Consider the following 20,794-nt stretch of genomic DNA (forward strand, 5'->3'; position numbering starts at 1 on the left):
GCTGCCTCGATGTCATTCGGCCGGCTGGAACATCGCCGGCCGGCCGCGCTGGCTGTCGAGCCATCCGGCGAGACGATCCATGAGTCCGCCGCGGGTCTCCGAAGGTTGCGCCGACGACACGAACGGATCGCAATGACACTTCGCGCCGGCCGCGCGTGACATCTTCGCGACCGCCTCGGTCATGGCCGGCGCGCCGCAGGTGTAGACGACGTCGTTGGGCGTGAGCTCCGGCATGTGTTCGGTCGGCCGGCCGCTGCGAATCGCGGGCGAGACGTTCTGCGGCTCCGACACGATCGGAATGATCTTCACGTTCGGGAAGCGCGCCAGGCGGCACAACGCCTGATGCATGTAGAACGACTGCAAGGTGCGCGACACGACGATGAAGACGATCTCGCGCTTCGGATTCTCGGTGATGGCGGCGACAGCGATCGCCCACATTGGCGCGAAGCCGGTGCCGCTCGCAACCAGGATAATCCGGCCGCGATGCTTCTGCCGGAAGAACGCGGTGCCCAGCGGCGCCGTCAGCTTGACGCGATGGCCGACCTGGATGTCGCGGCCGAGCGCCGACGACACCAGGCCATCCTTCAGGATGCGGATGTGCAGATACAGCAAATGGCTGTCGGGCGCGCCAACCATCGGGTAGGTCGGGCTGTAGCAGCGCGTCGGAAAACCGCGGTACTGCACCTTGGCGTATTGCCCGGGGAAGAATCGCAGCGGCTTCGGCATCTCGAGGGTGACGCCGACGACGTCGGGCGCGAGCCGCACGAGATCGCCCACCTCGCAATTCATCGTCACCGTATCCGGCACGGGCTCGGTGATGATCTTGAGGTCGGACACGACACGCGCCTGGCACGCATGCGCCATGTCGCCTTCCATCCCGCCGAACAGCTTGCCGTCGACGACCGTTACCTTGCAGGAGCCGCAGATTCCGCTGCGGCAGTCATGGGGCAGATCCACGCCACTGTTGATGGCGCCGTCGAGCAGGATATCGCCCACATTCGCGTAGAACGTTTCCCTGTTGTACTGGATTTTGCAAATCTTACCCATCACTGCACCTCAAGTCGCATCGGCCGGATCTGCCTCGTATGTCGGATCTGGGTGTGGTCGAACGCAGCGACTCGCATGAAGACACCGTTCTTGATCGGGACGTCGTACTTGCTTTTCGTGTCCATTTTGCGGGCAATTTCGAGCGTCCAGTGGCCCGCGGCCCAACGCGCTGCGCAACGGATGTCCGCGCGATCGCCGGTGAACTCGCCGCTGACGAGCACACCGGGCACGACGGTCCCGATCGGCGTCTGGGCATCCGCCTCGGCCGAATACGGCACCGATTCGGCCTCGGTCATGAACCAGCGTGCGCCTTCGCTCTCGCCGATGTTCGGATCGAGATTGATCTCGCCCATCGCCGCGGTCATCGCGGCGACGTCCTTCGGAAGGCGCTTCGGTCTCACGCCCCGATTCCCCAGTCTTGCGGCCTCCCTGTCGATCACGAAATTGTCGGAATAGTTCGCGGTCCCCGGATCCGGTGCGAACCCGCCCTTGTAGGGCGTGAGTCCCTTGACCTGATCCGGCGTGGGTTCTGCAGGCGGACCGAAATGATCATCATCCATCCATCCGGTCGGGCCGCCGCTCGTCGCCTTCCACAGCCAGGCGTCGGCATAGAGATTCGGCGCAGGCGTGTAGTGGATGCCGCGACCCGACAGCGTCGGCGGCTTGTCCGGCATCGGCTGCGAGCTCATGTGAAAGGTTCGGTCCGCGGCCAGGGTGATCGGCAGCGTCGTGAACAACAGCGAGAACTTGTCCTCGTTGAAGTCGTTCTCGTCGCCCTTGTCGAATCCGTTCTGCAGCAGATGCCAGCCGTCGGCCTTCTTGATCAGCGGCAACTGCTTCAGCGACCGCGTCGGGTCCTCCCAGATGACGAGGAAATACACCCACGTGCCGTCATGCGCGGCCTTGATCCAGACGCGCGATTCGCCGGTACCGTCGAAATTGTCGCCCTGGTTGGTCGTCACCATGTGCGGCTGGATGTTGCGCCAGACACGATCCGACGAATCGCCGTCAAGCGTCGGCGCATCCGATGTCGCGATTCGGTACACCGTGACGGTGTCCTCGGCGTAGTAGTCGGCGGCGAACATCGCCGAACCGATCACGATGGCCGCGGCGATCGCGACCATGAACGGGTTGGACTGGAAGCTCGGATTGCGGCGACGGGAGTTGCCCTTGGCAGGTGCCGGCGGCGGACGCATGCGGCCTGGCGGCACCCGCGGTTCGGAGCGCGCCCGCAGCGGCTCCTCCATGCGCCGCGGCGCCGGCATCGGCTCACGCGCTGCAGGCCGCGCGGCCGGCGCAGGCCGCTTCGGAGGCGCCTCCGCCTCCTCCAGCTTTTCCGACTGCTCGACCAGCATCGTGAGCAGTTCGACGGGATCGAGCTTCGGCGGCGGCGGCGGCAAGGGCGCCGGCCGGAACACGCGATAGAGCTGCATCTTTCCGCCGATGCTGAAATGAACCAGGACGTGCAGCACCACGAAGGCCGGGATCACCCAGGTCGCGTACCAGTGGATCATCATGGTGACGTAGCCGGAGGCCACGCCGAAGAAGAGCATGCCTCCGGTGACGATCAGGATCGCCATGGAGATGAAAAGCACCCAGTGCAGCATCACACTGATCGAGCCCAGCCGCGCCGGCCGGCGGCCGAGCAGGCCCTTGAAGCGCATCTTGTCGATGGTGACGCGGCGACCGAGCCCCGACTTCGAGATATAAATCATGTAGGCGACGGCGACGCTCGCAAGCACGACCCCAGCCGGCATGTGCCAGGTCCAGGTCCGGTGCCGGGGCAGCAGCCAGTCGAGATTGTTGGCGATCCACGCGTGTCCAGGCGCTTCGGTCGCCATGCGAAGCCCCGTCAAGAACGCGATCACAGTGGCCCCAACCAGGGTCCAGTGCAGGATGATCGTTCCATAGTCGGTCCTGCGGATCTTCATGCGTGCGCCTCCAGAGCTGCGCGCACGCGATCGGCGCGATTTACCGCCGACCTGGCGACCGTATTTCGTCTCAGCGGACCGATCCGGCGCAGGATGATGAAGTATTCACTCCTGCGGGCCGCCCCTCGACCCGAATCCATTCCCGCATCACGCGTCTCGATGGTGATGTCGTTCAGCAACTTTGTCGTCCCCCGGATACGCTTTACTAAGTGAGCAACTTCGTCCGACTTCGGCGTTACGGCGCCGTTCTTCACCCGTTCGTTGCCCCGCTACGCTTGAGCGTGACCGGTTGGATCACGCCTATGGTTGATCAACTGCCGTGGCCCGAGCCGGTGACGAGTTGCTCGGATTGCACGCGGACTGATCTGCTTCGTCCTCCCTGGAGCTGATGTTGATCTCGTGCGCCCGATGCTTGACGGGTCACTGGTTCCACAGCGGCCGCACGTTCGATGATAGAACACATCGTCGGCCGCCATGCCTGGCCGAGCTGATTGCACGTCCTGGATTGGTGCGCGGGGCCGCATGTCCTCGTGTTGCCGCCGCCATCATCATCGTTCTCCGCACCATCATCGAATACCGCATGATCGAGATGACAACGCCTGTGCGTTGCACCGCAGGAAGATTTATTCGGCTTCGTGGCGTCATTCGGCCCGGACCGCGACCAATGAGTACGGAACCAAGGTGATAGACGGACGAATGTGTGACACGCGTCGCGTGCCGATGGCTGTTATCACGCTGCAACCATCGACGATCGCGGACAGATTTCGCACAGACCCGATCGCTCCGAACGACGCCACAACTTTTCAGAGCCGACCCGGCGCATTGCGTCTCGCGCCGGTCGTGTGCCCGCGACGCTGCGACGGAATTGCCCACATGTCCAATTGTTGCCGGAAAATCGTCGGTATCGACTGTCAATAGCGCGGAGTGAAGCACTGTGTTTTGGGAGACGCGCCTGGATGAGTCTGGCTCAAGAGCGCCCGAGAACGAAAGCCGCGGCTGCCCTCAACGACCTTCTCTCGGGAAGCGACGATCCGGTGACGCGCGGGTTGCGCCAGGCTGTGAAGCGCATGGCCGGCATCGGCGTGTTCAGCGGCGTCATCAACATCCTGATGCTCTCGGGCTCGGTTTATATGATGCAGGTCAATGATCGCGTCGTTCCGAGCAAAAATCTCGCCACGCTCGTCGGCCTGTCGGTGATGATTCTGGCCGTCTATCTGATTCAGGGCTATTTCGACGCGTTGCGCACCCGCATGCTGTGCCGGGTGGCGACCGTGTTCGACGCGAGCCTGCAGGACGCGATTCATCACGCTCTGGCCACCCTGCCCCTGCGCGGCACCAAGCCGATGCTGATGCAGCAGCCGCTGCGCGATCTCGACCAGCTCCGCGCCTTCATGTCGAGCATGGGACCGACCGCCTTTCTCGACATGCCGTGGATACCGATCTTCCTGATCGGGATGTTCCTGTTTCATCCGCTGATCGGCATCACGGCCGTCATCGGCACGATCGGAATCATCTCGATGACGCTGGTGACCGACCGGTTGTCGCGTCAGGCGAGCAAATCCGCCAGCGATACGAGCGCCGCACGGCAGGTCCTCGCCGATGCCACCCAGCGCAATGCCGAGGTGATTCGCGCGCTCGGAATGCTCGATCGCTTCTCGGCACGCTGGAACGCCGTCAACGAGCGCTATCTGAAGGACAATATTCGCGCCAGCGATGTCTACGCCAATCTCGGGGCCGCCGCGAAAGTGCTGCGCTTCATCCTGCAGTCGGGCATGCTCGGTATCGGCGCGGCGCTGGTCGTCTCCGAACAGGCGTCCGGCGGCGTGATGATGGCCTCGTCGATCCTGATGGGCCGCGCGCTCGCCCCGATCGAGATCGCACTTGGCAGCTGGAAACAGCTGGTCGCCGCGCGCCAGGGCATCGCGCGTTTGCGTGATATCTGCAAGGCCACGGCCAGGCCGGAAGCGCCGCCGGTCGCGTTGCCCCGCCCATTCCGCGAGCTGACCGTACAGGAGCTGACGGTCACCGCGCCGGGCACCGATCGGCCGATCGTTCAAAACGTGTCGTTCTCGATCAAGGCAGGCACGGGTCTGGCGCTGCTCGGCGCGAGTGCCTCCGGGAAGACCTCGCTCTCGAAGGCGCTGGTCGGCATCTGGCCTGCACAGCATGGATCCGTCCGCCTCGACGGCGCAGCGCTCGACCAATGGAGCAACGAGGATCTCGGCCGCCATATCGGCTACCTGCCGCAGGACGTTGCCCTGTTCGATGGCAGCATCGCCGACAACATCTGCCGCTTCGACGAGAATGCGAGCTCGGATGCGATCCTGAAGGCGGCGCAGATCGCCGGCGTGCACGACATCATCCTGCGGCTGCCGGAGGGCTATTCGACGCGAATCGGCCAAGGCGGCATGTCGCTGTCGGCCGGTCAGCGGCAGCGCGTCGGTCTGGCCCGCGCGGTGTATGGCGATCCGTTTCTCATCGTCCTCGACGAGCCGAATGCCAATCTGGACACCGACGGGGAGAACGCGCTCAGCCGCGCCATTCAGATCATGCGGCAGCAGAACCAGAGCATCGTGATCGTGATTTCGCACCGTCCCAGCGCGCTGAATGCGCTCAACATGGCGCTGGTGCTGTACGAGGGCAAGGCGATCGCATTCGGTCCCTGCCAGGAGATCTTTGCCCGAGTCGCCGGGGCCAACAAGGCCGCGGGACCTGCCGTCGCGCATGCCCCCGCTCCGCCCAGGGTTGCTGCTCCCGCAGCGGCGCCAAATCCGAACGCCCGCTCGCTTCGTCGCGCCGCCCCAGCAGAAAGCGCTTGATCAATGAAACACATCAACGACTTCAGGCCGTTCGACGACGACGACTATGTACGACCGAAGACTCGCGCGGTCGGTCCGCAGGGCGACGCATTGATCCTCGAGCTGCAGCGGCTGCAGGGCGCATTCGACGACGGCTCCGACGAGGACCCGCGACAACGCCGCGGTGCACGTGACGGCGGCAAGAAGCGCCGGCGTCCGCCGCCGTCGCAGGGCAGGCCGAAGCCGCGCTCGAAGAAAAAGGGCAGCACCATGGGCCGCGCCCTCGGTGCGTCGCTGTCGCTGTTCGGTCTCGGTGCCCAGGCGCCCCGGGCACGCCGCGGTGAAGGCATCCGCGAGATGGACTGGCAGCAGCCCGCACCGATGCGTGGCTACGAGCCGGAGCTATCGCCGCCGCCGCGCCATCCGCCTGCACGCGTGGCGGGCGGCAATTCGGCGCCCGTGCTCGACCTGCAGGATGCGCGGCGCGACGGCAATTTCGGCGTCGGTGCGCCGCGACCGATGGGACAGCAGAACCTCCCTGCCCGCCTGGCGCATGCGCCCGTCGTTCCGCAAACCCGGGTCGGCCGCCTGGTCGGCACCGCCGGCACGGCCTTGACCACCGGCATGACCTTCATTGCGACGCAAGGAACGGCGGCTGATCTCGACGACGGCTCGGACGAATCGCTGGTGCCGCGCGTCAGCCGCATGTTCGAGAACGAGCTGCGTCTCGGCTTGCGGGTGCTGCTTGTCGCCGCCGTTCTCGGCGGCGGCTGGCTGACCCTCGTGCCGCTCGCCGGCGCGATCGTGGTCCCCGGCAATCTCGTGGTGCAATCCAACGTGAAGGCCATTCAGCATCCGACAGGCGGCATTGTCGCGGAAATCAAGGTCGACAACGGCACGCGCGTTGCGGCGGGCGATCTGCTCGTGCGGCTCGACGCCACGCAGAGCCAAGCCCAGCTCCAGGCGATCACCAAGCAATTGAACGAGCAGCGCGCGAAGATTGCACGGCTCTCGGCCGAGCGTGACGGTCTCGATCAGCCGGACTATCCGTCCACTCTGACCTCACGTCAGGACGATCCGAATGTCCGCACCGTGATCGCGTCGGAGAACGCGCTGTTCAAGGCCCGTGCCACGACCCGCAAGAGCCAGAAGGAGCTGCTGCAGGGCCGCATCGTCCAGCTGAACAACGAGATCAGCGGTATGGAGTCCCAGCTCGAATCCAAGAACAAGCAGATCGAGTTGATCAAGGGCGAGCTGGCCGGCGTGCAGGAGCTCTATGACAAGCGGCTCGTTCCGCTGACGCGACTGACTACGCTGCAGCGGGAAGCCGCTCGAATCGACGGTGAACGCGGCCAATTGGTGTCCAGCGTGGCGGAGACGAGGTCCAAGATCAGCGAAGCCGAGCTCCAGACCGTCAAGATCGATCAGGATTTCCGCAGCGAGGTGGTCAAGGATCTCAGCGAGTCCCAGGCCAAGGAAGGCGATCTGGTCGAGAAGGGCGTCGCCGCGCGCGACCAGCTCGATCGCATCGAGATGCGCGCGCCGAACTCCGGCACCATCCACCAGCTCGCGATCCACACCATCGGCGGCGTCATCAAGCCGGGTGAGACCGTCATGGAGCTGGTCCCCGATTCGGACGAACTGCAGGTCGAAGGGCACGTCCAGCCCAAGGACATCGATCACGTCCACACCGGGCAGGATGCGATGGTCCACTTCAACGCCTTCAACCAGCGCACCACGCCGAAATTGAGCGGCCAAGTCTCGTTCGTGTCGCCTGATATCACCAATGACCCACGAACCGGCTCTACGTTCTACACGGTCAGGATCACGCTATCCGACGAGGAGCGCAAGCGGCTCGGCAACGTCAACCTGATGCCCGGCATGCAGGCCGAAGTCTACGTTCAAACCGGCAGCCGGACGATGCTCAGCTATCTGATGAAGCCGGTTCTCGATCAGTGGCGCCGCGCCTTCGTGGAGTAACAAGACCGAACCGCCGCGGTCGGCGCCATCGCTCACGAATGAACGCAGACCGCGTCGGCACCTCAACATGAACGTTGCAAATTTTCTCCGCTCCTCGGACCCGGCGATGGTGCCGACGAGTGCGTTACCGTCCGCCCAGCCCGGCGCCCGCACCGAGGCGTCTGATCAGGCACGCAAGCCGCGACTGCCACCGCCAGCGACCGTGCCGACCCAGGAGGGTCCCCAGGGGCTGCGCTTCGATTTCAACGACGGCTGTCGTGTCATGCTGCCCGACACCGGACACGCCTGGCGCGTCCGGTTGAGCGATCTCGAGACGGCCAACGTCCTGTTCGACATCGACCTGCGTTCTGGGCACGTCAACAGCAGCAAGCGCTACTTCGTCCCGTTCAGGCTGGAAGTGTGGTCAGGGCCCGAGCTGCTGCTGTGCCACGACTATGACGCCACCGACCGCGACGTCCTGATCCAATTCCCGGTCGGCACGATCGGCGACATCATCGGCTGGATGAGCTATGTGGTGAAGTTCAGGGACCTGCATCGATGCCGCCTGAGCTGTGCGATGGGCGAGCCGCTGATCCCGCTGTTCCGCGCCGTCTACCCAGACATCACGTTCCTCAGCCACGACACGGTCCAGGCGGAGCGATACTACGCGACCTACTCGGTCGCGCTGTTCTTCGACGATGCCGAGTTCGTGCATCATCCCTGTGATTTCCGGCAGGTCGGTCTGCATCGGACAGCAGCTCATATTCTCGGCGTCGATCCGGCCGAGCAGCCGCCACGCGTCGCGTTGAGCGAAGAGAGCCGTCCCATCGAGGACCCCTATGTCTGCATCGCCGTGCAGGCGACGACCGCATGCAAGCACTGGAACAATCCGGAGGGCTGGCAGAGCCTCGTGGCCTTCCTGCGCGCGACCGGCTATCGCGTGATCTGCGTCGATCAGACCGCGGAGCGCAGCCACGGCGCTTTCCGAACGCAGATTCCTGCCGAAGCCGAGGATCAGACCGGCGACCGGCCGCTGCCCGAGCGCGCCCGCTGGCTCAAGCACGCCGCGTTCTTCATCGGCCTTTCCTCGGGGCTGTCATGGCTGGCTTGGGCGGTCGGCACTCCGGTCGTGCTGATCAGCGGCTTCACCCACCCGACCAACGAGTTTGCGACCCCCTATCGGGTCATCAACCATCACGCCTGCAACAGTTGCTGGAATGATGCCCGTCATCGCTTCGACCATGAGGACTTTCTGTGGTGCCCGCGATGGCAGGGCACGTCCCGGCAGTTCGAATGCACGCGCCTGATCACGGCCGCGCAGGTCGAGGGCATGTTGCGCCGAATTCCCGGCTTCGGACGGGGATTGCGTCCGCAACCGCGCGCCTCTCAGCAGCAGGCGCCGCCTGCGCCCTTTGATCGGGATCGAGCCTCGAGAGCAGAGTCTGCGCCGGAATCCGTGGAGAGCGACGAGCCGGTCGCGCTCGCCGCGCTGCTGGAACGCCCGCGCGGCGATGTCGCCCGCGGGGGCCTTGCGGTCGGCGTCACGGTCGCCGCCGGCAGGCTGCTGGATCAGGCTGCCGCCGGGATCGCGGAAGGCGATCGCGCAGCCACCGCCAGCGATCTCATGGACGCGTTGCAGAACTACAAGCAGAGCATCGCCATCGTCAGGTACCTGACCGCAGCCAATCCGGACGACGCCGGGTTTCAACGCAACCTCTCGGTCGCCTTGAACCGCATCGGCGCCGTGTTGTTCGTTCAGCGAAACCTCGAGGCTGCGCATGCCGCCTATTCCGCCAGCCTCGCCATCATCCGGAAGCTGACCGCGGCCCACCGCGGCAATCTCAGCTTTCAGCGCGACCTCGCCTGGTGCCACGCTCTGCTGGCGGATGTGCTCACCGCCCAGGGCCGCCATGCCGAAGCCTTCGAGCAGCGTCGCGCCAACACCGCGCTGATCACCCATCTCGCCAACACGATCGCCAACGACCCGTCGCTGCAGCAGGCGCTTGCAAATTCCTATCAGAGTCTGGGCGATGCCTTCCTTCCGCTCGGCAACATCGACGGCGCCCTCGCCGTCTACCGGATCAGCCTGGGCCTGACCAAGCAAGGGCTCGACGCGAACGGGCAGAATGACCCGGCCTGGAATCAGCTCTACACCACACTGCTGCAGAAGATCAGGACTGCGCTCCTGGTGCAGCGCCAGGCCGCGCCGCCGTCCTGAACGGCGCACGGCGAGGTCGGCCGACACGCCCGGGCGCCTTTGCCTCCAACTCCCCCGACAGACAATCCATCGTGGCGTTTTTCCAGCGATGGCGCTGCGACAATGCCGCGCGCCCGCGTCGCCGGGCAGCCTTGACAGCATCAGACCAACCCTGCGTCTGATCGCTGGAGACCGGCCACTCACCGGCGAGATGCAGGCAGCATCTTGACGACAAGATGCAATTCGCGCCCGGTCGCCGCACCGCGCAGTTGCTGCTTGCCGCCAGAAATCAATCACTTGGCACGCGATCGCGGCGCATCTGTCACAGATCCGCGATGTCCCGAGAACAACATATTTGCGGACTCCCCCACGCCTTTTTTGGCCCGATTGCTCCGAGCATATAGCGAGGTGCGACAAAGTAGCGCGCGTCAGAAGAACGCGCGACACAGCGGCGCACGGGCGTGAGGCGCGGCGCATCACGTCCGACGCAGGGCCGATGCGCTTCCGCATCGTCCGGCCAGTTTCGGTACGGGGCCCTGCCGGGCGTCGGATGAACTTGGGGAGAGATGATCTATGGCGAATAACACCTTCAACCCGACGGCGCTGGCCAACGGAACGTCGAACCTGCTGGTGCGCGCCTCAGCGCTCAACATGTCGACCGACCTCGTCCAAGCCGGCGTGGTGTTCAACGATGCGGTGCGCGCCTCGCTCGGCCTGTTCTCGCAGGCCGGCAGCGGCAACTCGAACCCGTTCCTCGGCAGCTACACGACCGATCTCCACGCCGTGCAGAACGACATCGCGGCGATGCTCGCAAATCCCGGCCAGGTGACCCTGGGCGGCCAGGCCTTCACGCTGAACGCGACCGACACCGCCGTTCTCACCAACGTGCAAGCGCAGATCTCGACGCTGCTCACGGCCGCACCGCAGACCACGAATGCTGCGACGATCACAGCCGCGGATCAGACGCTGCACGCGGTCCAGCAGGAGATCCTGCAGGAGATCAACGGCGACGCGCATCTGTCCGGCGCGCTCAACAAGGTCAACTTCCTCGCCAATACCGGCGGCCAGGACGTCGCCTTCCAGAACACGCCGGCCGGCGCCGATGATGCGGCGACCTTGGCTGCAGCGACCGCAGGCAACACGCTGAAGGATGTCGGCCTCGTTTTCAACAAGGTCGTCGACCTCGCCTCCGGCGGCATCCACACCGGCAACCTCCAAGAGGTCACGACCGACCTCACCGCGATCTCGCAAGGCCTCACCAACATCCTCAACAACAAGACCCAGCTCGCGCAGATCGAGAAGGGCGAGACGGCGAACGCGGCCGCGCTCACGACCATCCATCTGCAGACGGTGCTCGGACAGATCAACCTCGAGCTCAACCAGTATGCCAAGGCGGAAACGACCGGCAATCAGGCCGCGTTGCGCGGCACGGCCGACAACCTGCTCGACAGCATCGACATCATCCAGAACGACGCCAACCTGAACATGGCGGCCGGCGGCAACGGCATGCCCGGCCATGCCGGAGGCTTCGCGGAGGATCCCGGCGGATTGACCGGCACGGTCACCAAGTTCCAGGACAATCAGGCGCAGACCAATTTCTGGGCCGCGTTCCTGGCCGAAGCGAACACCATCAACGCAACCCTGCAGAAGATCTCGACGGGCGGCGCGCAAGCCAGCGCGGCATTGATCACGCAGATCCAGAACTACCAGCAGTTCGGCGCCAATTTCGACGCCGCCCAGGGCAATGTCTTCCGTGGCCGCTTCGACAACGAGCTGCTCAGCGGCACGCTGGAAGCCGACTCGGCGGCCGCCGTGAAAGGCTTGCAGGGCATTCTGAACGGCGACACCGGCGCGGCGCTCGCCGCGGACAAGGCGGCGATCAACGCCGCCGGACAGGGCTTCGCCGCTGACGCCATGGACGTCTCCGGCAACAACATCGCGATTGGCGGCGCGACCTATGTCGGCACGGCCACCACGGTCTCGACGGCGACCTCGGTGCACGGCCTCGCCCACGGCACGATCCCGGTGACGGCGACCCCGAACATCGCCAACGGCACCGGCGGCACCACTTCGACGCCGCCGAGCAGCGGCGGTGGTGCCACGCCGGTCAACTTCAGTCCGACCGCGCTCGCCAACGGCACGTCGAACCTGCTGACTCGCGCCACTGCTATTCAGCATTCGACCGATCTGGTGCAGGCCGGCGTCGTCTTCAACGATGCGGTCCGCGCCTCGCTCGGCCTGTTCAGCTTGGCCAACAGCGGCAACTCGCCGACGTTCCTGAGCAGCTATCAGGCCGACATCACGGCGGTGCAGACCGATATCGCCGCCATGCTGGCCAATCCAGGTCAGGTCACGCTCGGCGGACACACCTTCGCACTGAACGCCACTGACACGGCAGTCCTCACCAACGTCGAGGGTCAGCTGGGGACGCTGCTGCAGGCGGCGGGGCAGTTCGCGAACGCCACCACCCAGGCTGCCGCCAGCCAGACCATTCATGCGCTCCAGCAGGAGATCCTGGGCGAGATCCACAACGATGCGCATCTGGCGAACGCGCTGAACAATGTGCCCTTCCTCGCCCACACAGGCGGCCAGGACATCGCCTTCCAGACCTCGCCCGCCGGCGCGGACGATCCGGCGAGCCTTGCTGCGGCGACCGCTGGCGCCAGCCTCAAGGACGTGGGCCTCGTCTTCAACAAGGTGGTCGAGCTCGCCTCCGGCGGCATCGACGCGGCGCACCTGCAGGAGGTCAACACCGATCTGACTGCGGTCTCGCAGGGCCTGACGGCCATCCTCAACAACAAGACCCAGCTCGCGCAGATCGAGGCCGGCGAGACCGCCAACGCGGCGGCGCTGACCACGATCCACCTACAGACCGCGCTCGGTCAGATCAACCTGCAGCTCAACAAATACGACGCGGCGGCGACCACGGGAAATCAGGCGGCGCTGCGCGGCACGGCCGATAATCTGCTCGACATCATCGACATCGTCCAGGGTGACGCCAACCTCAACATGGCCGCGGGCGGCAACGGCAATGCCGGCCATTCCGGCGGCTTCGCCGAAGATCCGGGTGGACTGACCGGCACGGTCACCAAATTCCAGGACAATCAGGCTCAGACGAATTTCTGGGCTGCATTCCTGGCCGAGGCCAACACCATCAACGCCACCTTGCAGAAGATCTCGACCGGCGGTGCGCAGGCGAGCGCGGCCCTGATCACGCAGATCCAGAACTACCAGCAGTTCGGCGCCAATTTCGACGCCGCGCAGGGGGCCGTATTCCAGGGTCGGTTCGACAACGAGCTGCTCAGCGGCACGCTCGAAGCTGACACTGCCCATGCCGTCAAGGGCCTGCAAGGCATCCTCAACGGCGACACCGGCGCAGCACTTGCGGCAGACAAGGCGATGATCGCCGCGGCAGGCCAAGGCTTCGCGGCGGACGCCATGGACGTCTCAGGCAACAACATTCCCGTCAATGGCGGCACCTATGTCGGGACGGCCACGACGGTCTCGACGGCAACCTCCATCAAGGGTACCGCGCACGGCACCATTCCGGTCACCGCGACACCGAACCTGGCCAACGGCACTGGCGGCACAGCTGCGGCAGGAACCACCGCCGGCGGTGGCGCGGCAGCCGGTGGCACCGCGGCGAACGGAGGCACGTCGACCGGCGGAGCGGCGGCTGGCGGCACATCGACGGGTACGACGGCCAACAACGGCAGCAACGCCGCGCATCACAGCGATCATCATCATCACGATCACAGCCAGGGCGCGCATACGAACCAGGCCGCGGCTGCCGGTCCCGACATGTCGCATCTCCACGCGATGCATCACATGTGGGGTTGATGAGGCAACCGCAGCAGCTGCTGCGGATCGGATACCCGGGAGCAAGCAGATGAGGTCAACTCACGCAGTGCTCCCGGGGGAAATGAGAAGGACGATGAGCCGGGCGAGACGACACGCGTTGAAGAAAGGAAGCCTCTGAAGATCAGCAAAGATGCATGTTCCGTTCCGCACTGTGAACCCTCGTTACGCTGGAACTTTTCTAAGGAGAGATCGGCGACCAGCCGCAAGATCGGGGCAACTTCTTGTCTGGACCGTGCATCGAAGCTTCGCTGAGCGGTGATGTTGCAAGGATGCAACGACGGAATTCAAGGAGTTAGTACGCTTCCGAGCGCGGCCGTGACCCGGCTGCGACAATCGTCGTTTGCCCGAACAACATCATATTTGAGGACTCCGCGGCGCTTCTTTTGGCCCCATTGGAGCAAATAATTCCCAGGTGCTCTGAGGCTGCGACATTTCGCCCGCTCCGCGAGGAGGTGAACGAGATGTCTCAGCCCGATCAACGCCCGCGTGCTGCCGAACCGCCAAGCAGCAGACGCCGGGTTGAAACTTGGGGAGATGATCAATGGCAGCCAATACCTTCAACCCGACGGCGCTGGCGAATGGCACGTCCAATCTGCTGGTTCGCGCCTCGGCGCTCAACCTGTCGACCGACCTCGTGCAGGCCGGCGTCGTTTTCAACGACGCCGTTCGCATCTCGACCGGCCTGTGGTCGACGCCGCAGAACAGCGGCAACTCGAACCCGTTCCTCGGCAGCTACACCACCGACCTGCATGCCGTGCAGAACGACATCAACGCGATGCTGGCCAATCCCGGAGACGTCACGATCGGCGGCAAGGCCTTTACGCTCAACGCGACCGACACCGCGGTGCTCACCCAGGTCTCGAACGAGATCACGACGCTGATCAACGCGGCGCCGAACACGACTAATCCGGCGACCCTCGCCGAAGCCGACCAGACCATCCACAACGTGCAGATGCAGATCCTGGCGCAGATCCAGGGTGACGCGCATCTCTCGGCCGCGCTCAACAACGTTCCCTTCCTGGCCAACACGGGTGCCATGGATGTGGCATTCCAGAGCCTTCCCGCCGGCAACGACAGCGCCACCAATCTCGCTGCAGCGGCCGCGGGCGACCTGACCGCCATCGGAACGGTGTTCAATGCCGTCGCTGACCTTTCGCTGGGCGGCATGAGCGCCAACAATATCAACCAGGTCCAAGCCGACTTCACGGCCGTGGCGCAGGGTCTCCAAGCGATCCTGAACGATCCAGCGAAGCTCGCTGCGATTGAAGCAGGTCAAACCGCTGTCGATGCCCAAACGACGACGCTGCATCTGATGACGCTGCTCAGCCAAGCAAACCTTCAGATCAACAACTACAACGTCGCCGAGACGATGGCCAATCCGACGGCGCTGCGCGGCTCCGCCGACAACATCGTCGACATGATCGACGTGTTTCAGAACGACGCGGCCCTCAACGCGGCGGCGGGCGGCACCGGCATGCCGGGACACGGCGGCGGCTTCTCGGAGATGCCCGGCGGCCTGACCGGCACGGTCACGAAGTTCCAGGACAATCAGGCGCAGACCAATTTCTGGGCCAATTTCCTCGCCGAGGGCAACACGCTGGGTGCGAAGCTGGTTGCGGTGGCCAATGGAACGGGGACGGCGTCGCAGGCCCTGATCGACCAGATCACCAACTACCAGAACTTCGGTGCGGCATTCGATGCGGCGCAGGGCGCGGTGTTCAAGGGACGCTTCGACGACGAGCTCGCCGCCGGTGCTCTGCAGTCCGACACCATCATGGCCACGAAGGCGCTGATGGGCATCATGAACGGCGACACGGGTGCCGCCCTGGCGACCGATCAGGCGATGTTGAAGGCTGCCGCCGCGAACTACATCGGCAATGCCGGAGACATCGCGGGCAACAATATCGCGATCGGCGGATCGGCCTACGTCACGTCCGCGACGAGCTTCGTGACGGCGACGGCGGTCAATGGCATTGCCCAGGGCACCGGTATGCCGGCGGGCGCCACGCCGAACATCGCCAACGGCACGGGCGGAACGCCTGCGAGCACGACCACGCCCGGCGGCGGCATGGGCGGAGGTGGCACGACAGGTGGCGGCACCACCGGAGGCGGCACTGCCGGCGGAGGCACCACGGGTGGCGGCACGACCGGTGGCGGCACGACGGGCGGTGGAACGGCCGGCGGAGGAACCACCGGCGGCAACAACAACACCGGCAACAACAACACCACAACGACGCATCACTGCGGCGGCCACCACAGCCATCATAGCAGCCATCACACGGCGGCGGCCGCGGCGGCGGCGCCGGCTGCAACCGCTGCAGCAGCATCGAGCGGTCCGGACATGTCCCACCACCACGCGATGCACCACATGTGGGGCTGACGCCCTCGGCAACCTGACCAACAGTGGCCGGCGCAGACCCCTCGGGTCTACGCCGGCTCGTTGCGTTGTGGCCGCACCAGCCATCAACGCTGCACGTGGCCGGACAAGCTCCTTGCGCTGCTCGAACGGTTCTAGCCGACAGCTTGCGATCAGCCCCGTCTAAGCCTCCGTTTCGCTTCAATCCGCCCCGACAACGGCTTCTGTCGACCATTCAGCAAGTTGCCATCATGAACGAGCACGCCGTCGCCTTCCGCCCCCGCCTCGTCCCCGCAGCGTCCGACGGCGGACAGCCGTCGGCGGCCGCGCTCAGCGATCAAGCCTTGCGCATCGCCGAGCAGGCCTACCGGAAAGTTCTTTCGCTTCAGCCCCGTCATTTCCGCACTTTGTGCAGCCTCGCCATGGTCCGCCTGCAGCTCGGCGACACGCAGGAGGCACGCGCCCTGCTCGACCAGGCCGCAGAGGAAGCCGGCGACGCCGCGGATCTGCACCTGTCGCTCGGCAAGACTTTCGCAGGTCTCGGCGACCTCGCCAGAGCGAGCACGCATCTGCAGCGTGCCGTCGCGCTCGACGAACGCTCGGCCGAGGCCCGGCTGCTGCTCGGCAGCGTGCTCACCAGCCTTGGCGATCCCGCCGGGGCGGTTCGGCATCTGGAGCTGGTGCTGGCCGCGGACGCGGGCAGCGCCGATGCGCACCAGGCGCTCGGCTTTGCCCTGCAGCGCCTCGGCCAGTACGAGCGCGCGCTCGCGCATCACGAAGCCGCGCTCGACGCGCGGCCCGATTTCGCCGCAGCCGCCGCCAGCCTCGGCGACGCCTGCCGCATGCTCGGGCGGCATTCGGAAGCCATTGCCCACTACACGCGCGCGCTCGCGATCCAGCCCAATGCGCCGGTCGTGCTGCTCAACATCGGCGGCTGCCAGCAGGCCGCCGGCGAGCTCGATGCCGCGATCCGCACCTATCAGCAGGCCCTTGCCCTGAGCCCGCATCTCGCCGAGGCGCACTACAATCTCGGCAATCTGCACCTGGAGATGAAGAGCGTCCCTGCCGCCATCTTCCATTATGAGCGCGCCATCGCCGAACGGCCGGACTTCCCGGAGGCCCATAACAATCTCGCCAATGCCCTGCAATCGCGCGGCAAGCACGACCTGGCGCTCGCGCATTACGACGAGGCGGTGCGCCGGCGCCCCGACTATGCCGTCGCCCACCGCAACCGCGGCGATGCGCTGCGCGACGTCAAGCGCTACGAGGACGCCGTCGCAAGCTATCGAACGGCCCTCGCCCACGATCCCCGCGACGCGACGACGATGAACCATCTCGCCGGCGTGCTGATGATCCTGGGACGGCTCGACGAGGCGGCGCTCGCGTATGAATCCGCCCTGGCTGTCAACCCGCGCAGTATCGGCACGCACCTCAACTACGGCGTGGTCAAGCCGTTCGCGGTCGACGACGCGCGCTGGGCGCCCTTGCAGGATCTGGCCGCGAACTCGGAGACGCTCACCGAGGATGCGCGCATCGCCCTGCACTTCACCCTCGGGCGGGCTTATGCCGACATCAAGGACGGCGAACGGTCGCTGGTCCACCTCAACGCCGGCAATGCTCTCGAGCGCCGCCGCATCAACTATGACGAGAACCAGACGCTGCGCCAGATCGAGCGCATCCGCGCGGTGTTCTCCAAGGACATGCTGCAGGCGCGCGCCGGCCATGGCGATCCATCGCCGGCGCCGGTGTTCGTCATCGGCATGCCCCGGTCCGGCACCAGCCTGGTCGAGCAGCTCCTCGCCAGCCATTCCGCCGTGCACGGCGCCGGCGAGGTCAACTATTTCGCGGCCGCCGCGGGACTGTTCACGGACCGTGCCCGCGGCGACTATCCGGAGATGCTCGCCAAGCTGTCCGACGCCGACATTGAGGCCCTCGCGCGCGCCTATCTCGAGCGGTTCACCGACCTGCCGGCGGACACCAGGCGCATCGTCGACAAGATGCCATCGAACTTCCTGTTCGCCGGGCTGATCCATCTCGCGCTACCGAATGCGCGCATCATTCACGTCCGGCGCAATCCGATCGACACCTGCCTGTCTTGCTACACGCAGCTGTTCGCCGAGCCGCAGCCCTTCGCCTACGACCTCGCCGAGCTCGGCCGCTACTACCGCGCCTACGATGCCCTGATGGGTCATTGGCGCAAGGTGCTGCCGGACGGCGTCATGCTGGAGGTGGCGTATGAGGACGTGGTGCGCGACTTCGATGCGCATGCGCGCAAGATCGTGGCGCATTGCGGGCTCGACTGGGATGACGCCTGCCTGTCGTTCCACGAGAACGAGCGTCCGGTGAACACGGCCAGCCTGGTCCAGGTCCGCAAGCCGCTGTTCTCCGGATCGGTCGGCCGCTGGCGGATGTATGGCGACCGGCTGAAGCCGCTGCTCGATGCGCTCGGCAGCGAAGCCGTGCGGCCGACCATTGCCGAGGCGATCGCGGGCGCCAAGCCGCCCCAGCCCGTGAACGTGGCCCCGCCCGTGGTGACGCCGACGACAGCATCGCTTTCCTTCGCTTCGCAGCAGGCCGGATCGTTGCAGACGTTGGTCGAAGGCGCCGCTGCCGTGGCAAAGAGGCTGCAAGGCCGCGGCGACTCCAAGGATGCCGAGACGATCTACAACCTGATCCTGGCGGGGCAGCCGAACCAGTTCGACGCGCTGGTCGGACTCGGCATGATCTGCACCACCGCCAACCGGCTCGACGAGGCCAAGGACTTCTTCGTGCGCGCGGTCGCGGTGAACGACAAATCCGCCGAGGCCCATGGCAGCATCGGAGCCGTCGAGGCCTCCGCCGGCCACTATGAGACGGCCGTACAGCATTACGAGACGGCACTTGCGCTGGCGCCGAGCCACCCCGGCATCCTCTACGCCTTCGCCATGGTTCGCCAGAACCAGGGGCTGATCGACGAGGGGATGGCCCTGCTCCGGCGGGCGATCGACAACAAGCCGCAACACCTCGATGCGCATTTCGCACTCGGCAACCTGCTCTACACGACAGGAAAAGACATCGAGGCAGCGAAACACTACCTCAAGGTCCTCGACTTCAGCCCGGAGCATGCCGAGACCCACAACAACATCGCCAACGTGCTGCTGCGCCAGGGCCATCGCGAGCGCGCCATCGAGCACTACAAGCGGGCGATCGCGAGCCGGCCCGACTATGCCGACGCCTATGGCAATCTCGGCAACGCCTTCCTCGAGCTCAACCGGCTCGAGGAATCGATCGAGCAGAACCTGCTGGCCATCAAGATCAAGCCGGAACGCTTCGGCTCCTACAACAATCTCGGCGTCGCCTACCAGGCGCTCGGCCGCTTCGACGAGGCGACGGCGGCGTTCCAGAAGGCCCTGGAGCTGGCGCCGGACGACGCGCCGATCCACCTCAATCTCGCGAACATGTCGAAGTTCAAGCCGGACGACAGCCGGCTTCCTGGTCTGCGGCAGCTGATCGAACGCGTCGACCAGCTCGATCAGGAGAAGCAGATCGCAGCCCATTTCGCGATGGGCAAGGCGTTGTCCGACCTGAAGGACTACGACCTGGCCTTCTCGCATCTGCACAAGGCCAACACCCTCAAGCGCAAGACCTTCGACTACGACTCCGAGCAGCGGCTCGGCATGATGAAAAACGTCGCGACGCGCTTCACGCCCGAGTTCTTTCGCATGGTTGCGGGGCACGGCGACGATTCCTGGGCCCCGATCTTCATCGTTGGCATGCCGCGCTCCGGAACCACCCTGATGGAGCAGGTGCTGGCCAGCCATTCCAAGGTCTTCGGCGCGGGCGAGCTCGAGACCTTCAAGGATCTCGTCGGCGAATGCGCCAACCGCCAGAAGGTCGTTCCGGCGTATCCCGATCTGATCACGCTGCTGCCACCCGAGGAAATGACGAAGATCGGTCAGGAGTACACCGCCCGCGTTCGGACGCTGGCGCCCGAAGCCGAGCGCATCGTCGACAAGATGCCGCTGAACTTCCTGTTCGTCGGGATGATCCATGCGGCGTTCCCGCGCGCCAGGATCATCAACGCGCGACGCGACCCGCTCGACAATTGCATTTCCTGCTACTCGCTGCTCTTCACAGGCTCACAGCCATTCGCCTACGACCTGACCGAACTCGGCCACTACTACCGGGGTTATGAGGGCGTGATGGAACACTGGCACAAGGTGCTACCGCCCGGCATCCTGATGGACGTTCAATACGAGGATCTGGTCGACGACCTCGACGGCGTGTCGCGCCGCGTGCTCGCCCATTGCGGGCTCGACTGGGAGGATGCCTGCCTCGACTTCCATCGCACCGAGCGCATGGTGCGCACGGCGAGCCTGATGCAGGTGCGCGAGCCGATCTACCGCCGCTCGATCGGAAGCTGGCGCCGCTACGAGAAACATCTTGGGCCGCTGTGCGCGGCGCTCGGCATCGACCTTCCGCCGCCGGAAACCACATGACCGCCGGCAAATAACCGGGTGCTGTTGCCCAGGGATCGGTGACAGGCGCGGCACCCGGCTATCCGGCCGCGCGGCGGAGCGGCTCGAGCATTGTGCTCCTGGGGCTTTAAGAAATTATATTCGTCATACGCAGAAGCGTCAGTTTTACTACGCAGACGCGCCAACTG

9 protein-coding genes are annotated in these 20,794 nt (G+C 65.4%); 6 read left to right on the forward strand and 3 right to left on the reverse strand.

The annotated features are described in order from the left end of the window. Positions 1 to 12 precede the first annotated feature (12 nt). Genes ACQR2C_RS15745 through ACQR2C_RS15755 form a run of 3 tightly spaced genes read right to left on the reverse strand, consistent with a single transcriptional unit; the run spans position 13 to position 3,157 of the window. Positions 13 to 1,047, reverse strand: a complete 1,035-nt coding sequence (locus ACQR2C_RS15745; protein ID WP_315799879.1) for a 2Fe-2S iron-sulfur cluster-binding protein — start codon at positions 1,045 to 1,047, stop codon at positions 13 to 15. Next, on the reverse strand, positions 1,047 to 2,978 hold the full coding sequence (locus ACQR2C_RS15750) for an ethylbenzene dehydrogenase-related protein (RefSeq protein WP_434881574.1): 1,932 nt from the start codon (positions 2,976 to 2,978) through the stop codon (positions 1,047 to 1,049). Before ACQR2C_RS15750 ends, ACQR2C_RS15745 begins: the two co-directional genes overlap by 1 nt. After that, positions 2,975 to 3,157 carry a hypothetical protein gene (locus ACQR2C_RS15755; protein ID WP_315799877.1) on the reverse strand — a complete coding sequence of 61 codons (183 nt, stop codon included), beginning with the start codon at positions 3,155 to 3,157 and terminating at the stop codon, positions 2,975 to 2,977. The genes ACQR2C_RS15750 and ACQR2C_RS15755 overlap by 4 nt, the downstream gene beginning before the upstream one ends. Before the next feature lie 777 nt (positions 3,158 to 3,934). Here ACQR2C_RS15755 and ACQR2C_RS15760 point away from each other — a divergent pair. The 6 genes from ACQR2C_RS15760 (at position 3,935) to ACQR2C_RS15785 (ending at position 20,627) form a co-directional block, all read left to right on the forward strand. Next, positions 3,935 to 5,797: a type I secretion system permease/ATPase gene (locus tag ACQR2C_RS15760; RefSeq protein ID WP_434881575.1), complete on the forward strand. Its 1,863-nt coding sequence runs from the start codon at positions 3,935 to 3,937 to the stop codon at positions 5,795 to 5,797. A 3-nt stretch (positions 5,798 to 5,800) separates the two neighbouring features. Then, positions 5,801 to 7,756 (forward strand): HlyD family type I secretion periplasmic adaptor subunit, encoded by a 1,956-nt coding sequence (locus ACQR2C_RS15765; protein ID WP_316236433.1) that lies wholly within the window; start codon positions 5,801 to 5,803, stop codon positions 7,754 to 7,756. A gap of 67 nt (positions 7,757 to 7,823) precedes the next feature. Then, positions 7,824 to 9,953, forward strand: a complete 2,130-nt coding sequence (locus ACQR2C_RS15770; RefSeq protein WP_434881576.1) for an autotransporter strand-loop-strand O-heptosyltransferase — start codon at positions 7,824 to 7,826, stop codon at positions 9,951 to 9,953. A 552-nt stretch (positions 9,954 to 10,505) separates the two neighbouring features. Continuing rightward, on the forward strand, positions 10,506 to 13,772 hold the full coding sequence (locus ACQR2C_RS15775) for a beta strand repeat-containing protein (protein ID WP_434881577.1): 3,267 nt from the start codon (positions 10,506 to 10,508) through the stop codon (positions 13,770 to 13,772). A gap of 562 nt (positions 13,773 to 14,334) precedes the next feature. Continuing rightward, positions 14,335 to 16,173 carry a hypothetical protein gene (locus ACQR2C_RS15780; protein WP_434881578.1) on the forward strand — a complete coding sequence of 613 codons (1,839 nt, stop codon included), beginning with the start codon at positions 14,335 to 14,337 and terminating at the stop codon, positions 16,171 to 16,173. 227 nt (positions 16,174 to 16,400) lie between these two features. Continuing rightward, positions 16,401 to 20,627 carry a sulfotransferase gene (locus tag ACQR2C_RS15785; protein ID WP_434881579.1) on the forward strand — a complete coding sequence of 1,409 codons (4,227 nt, stop codon included), beginning with the start codon at positions 16,401 to 16,403 and terminating at the stop codon, positions 20,625 to 20,627. Positions 20,628 to 20,794: the final 167 nt, after the last annotated feature.

It is taken from the genome of Bradyrhizobium sp. HKCCYLRH3061 (assembly GCF_051168015.1).
Taxonomy (GTDB): Bacteria; Pseudomonadota; Alphaproteobacteria; order Rhizobiales; family Xanthobacteraceae; genus Bradyrhizobium.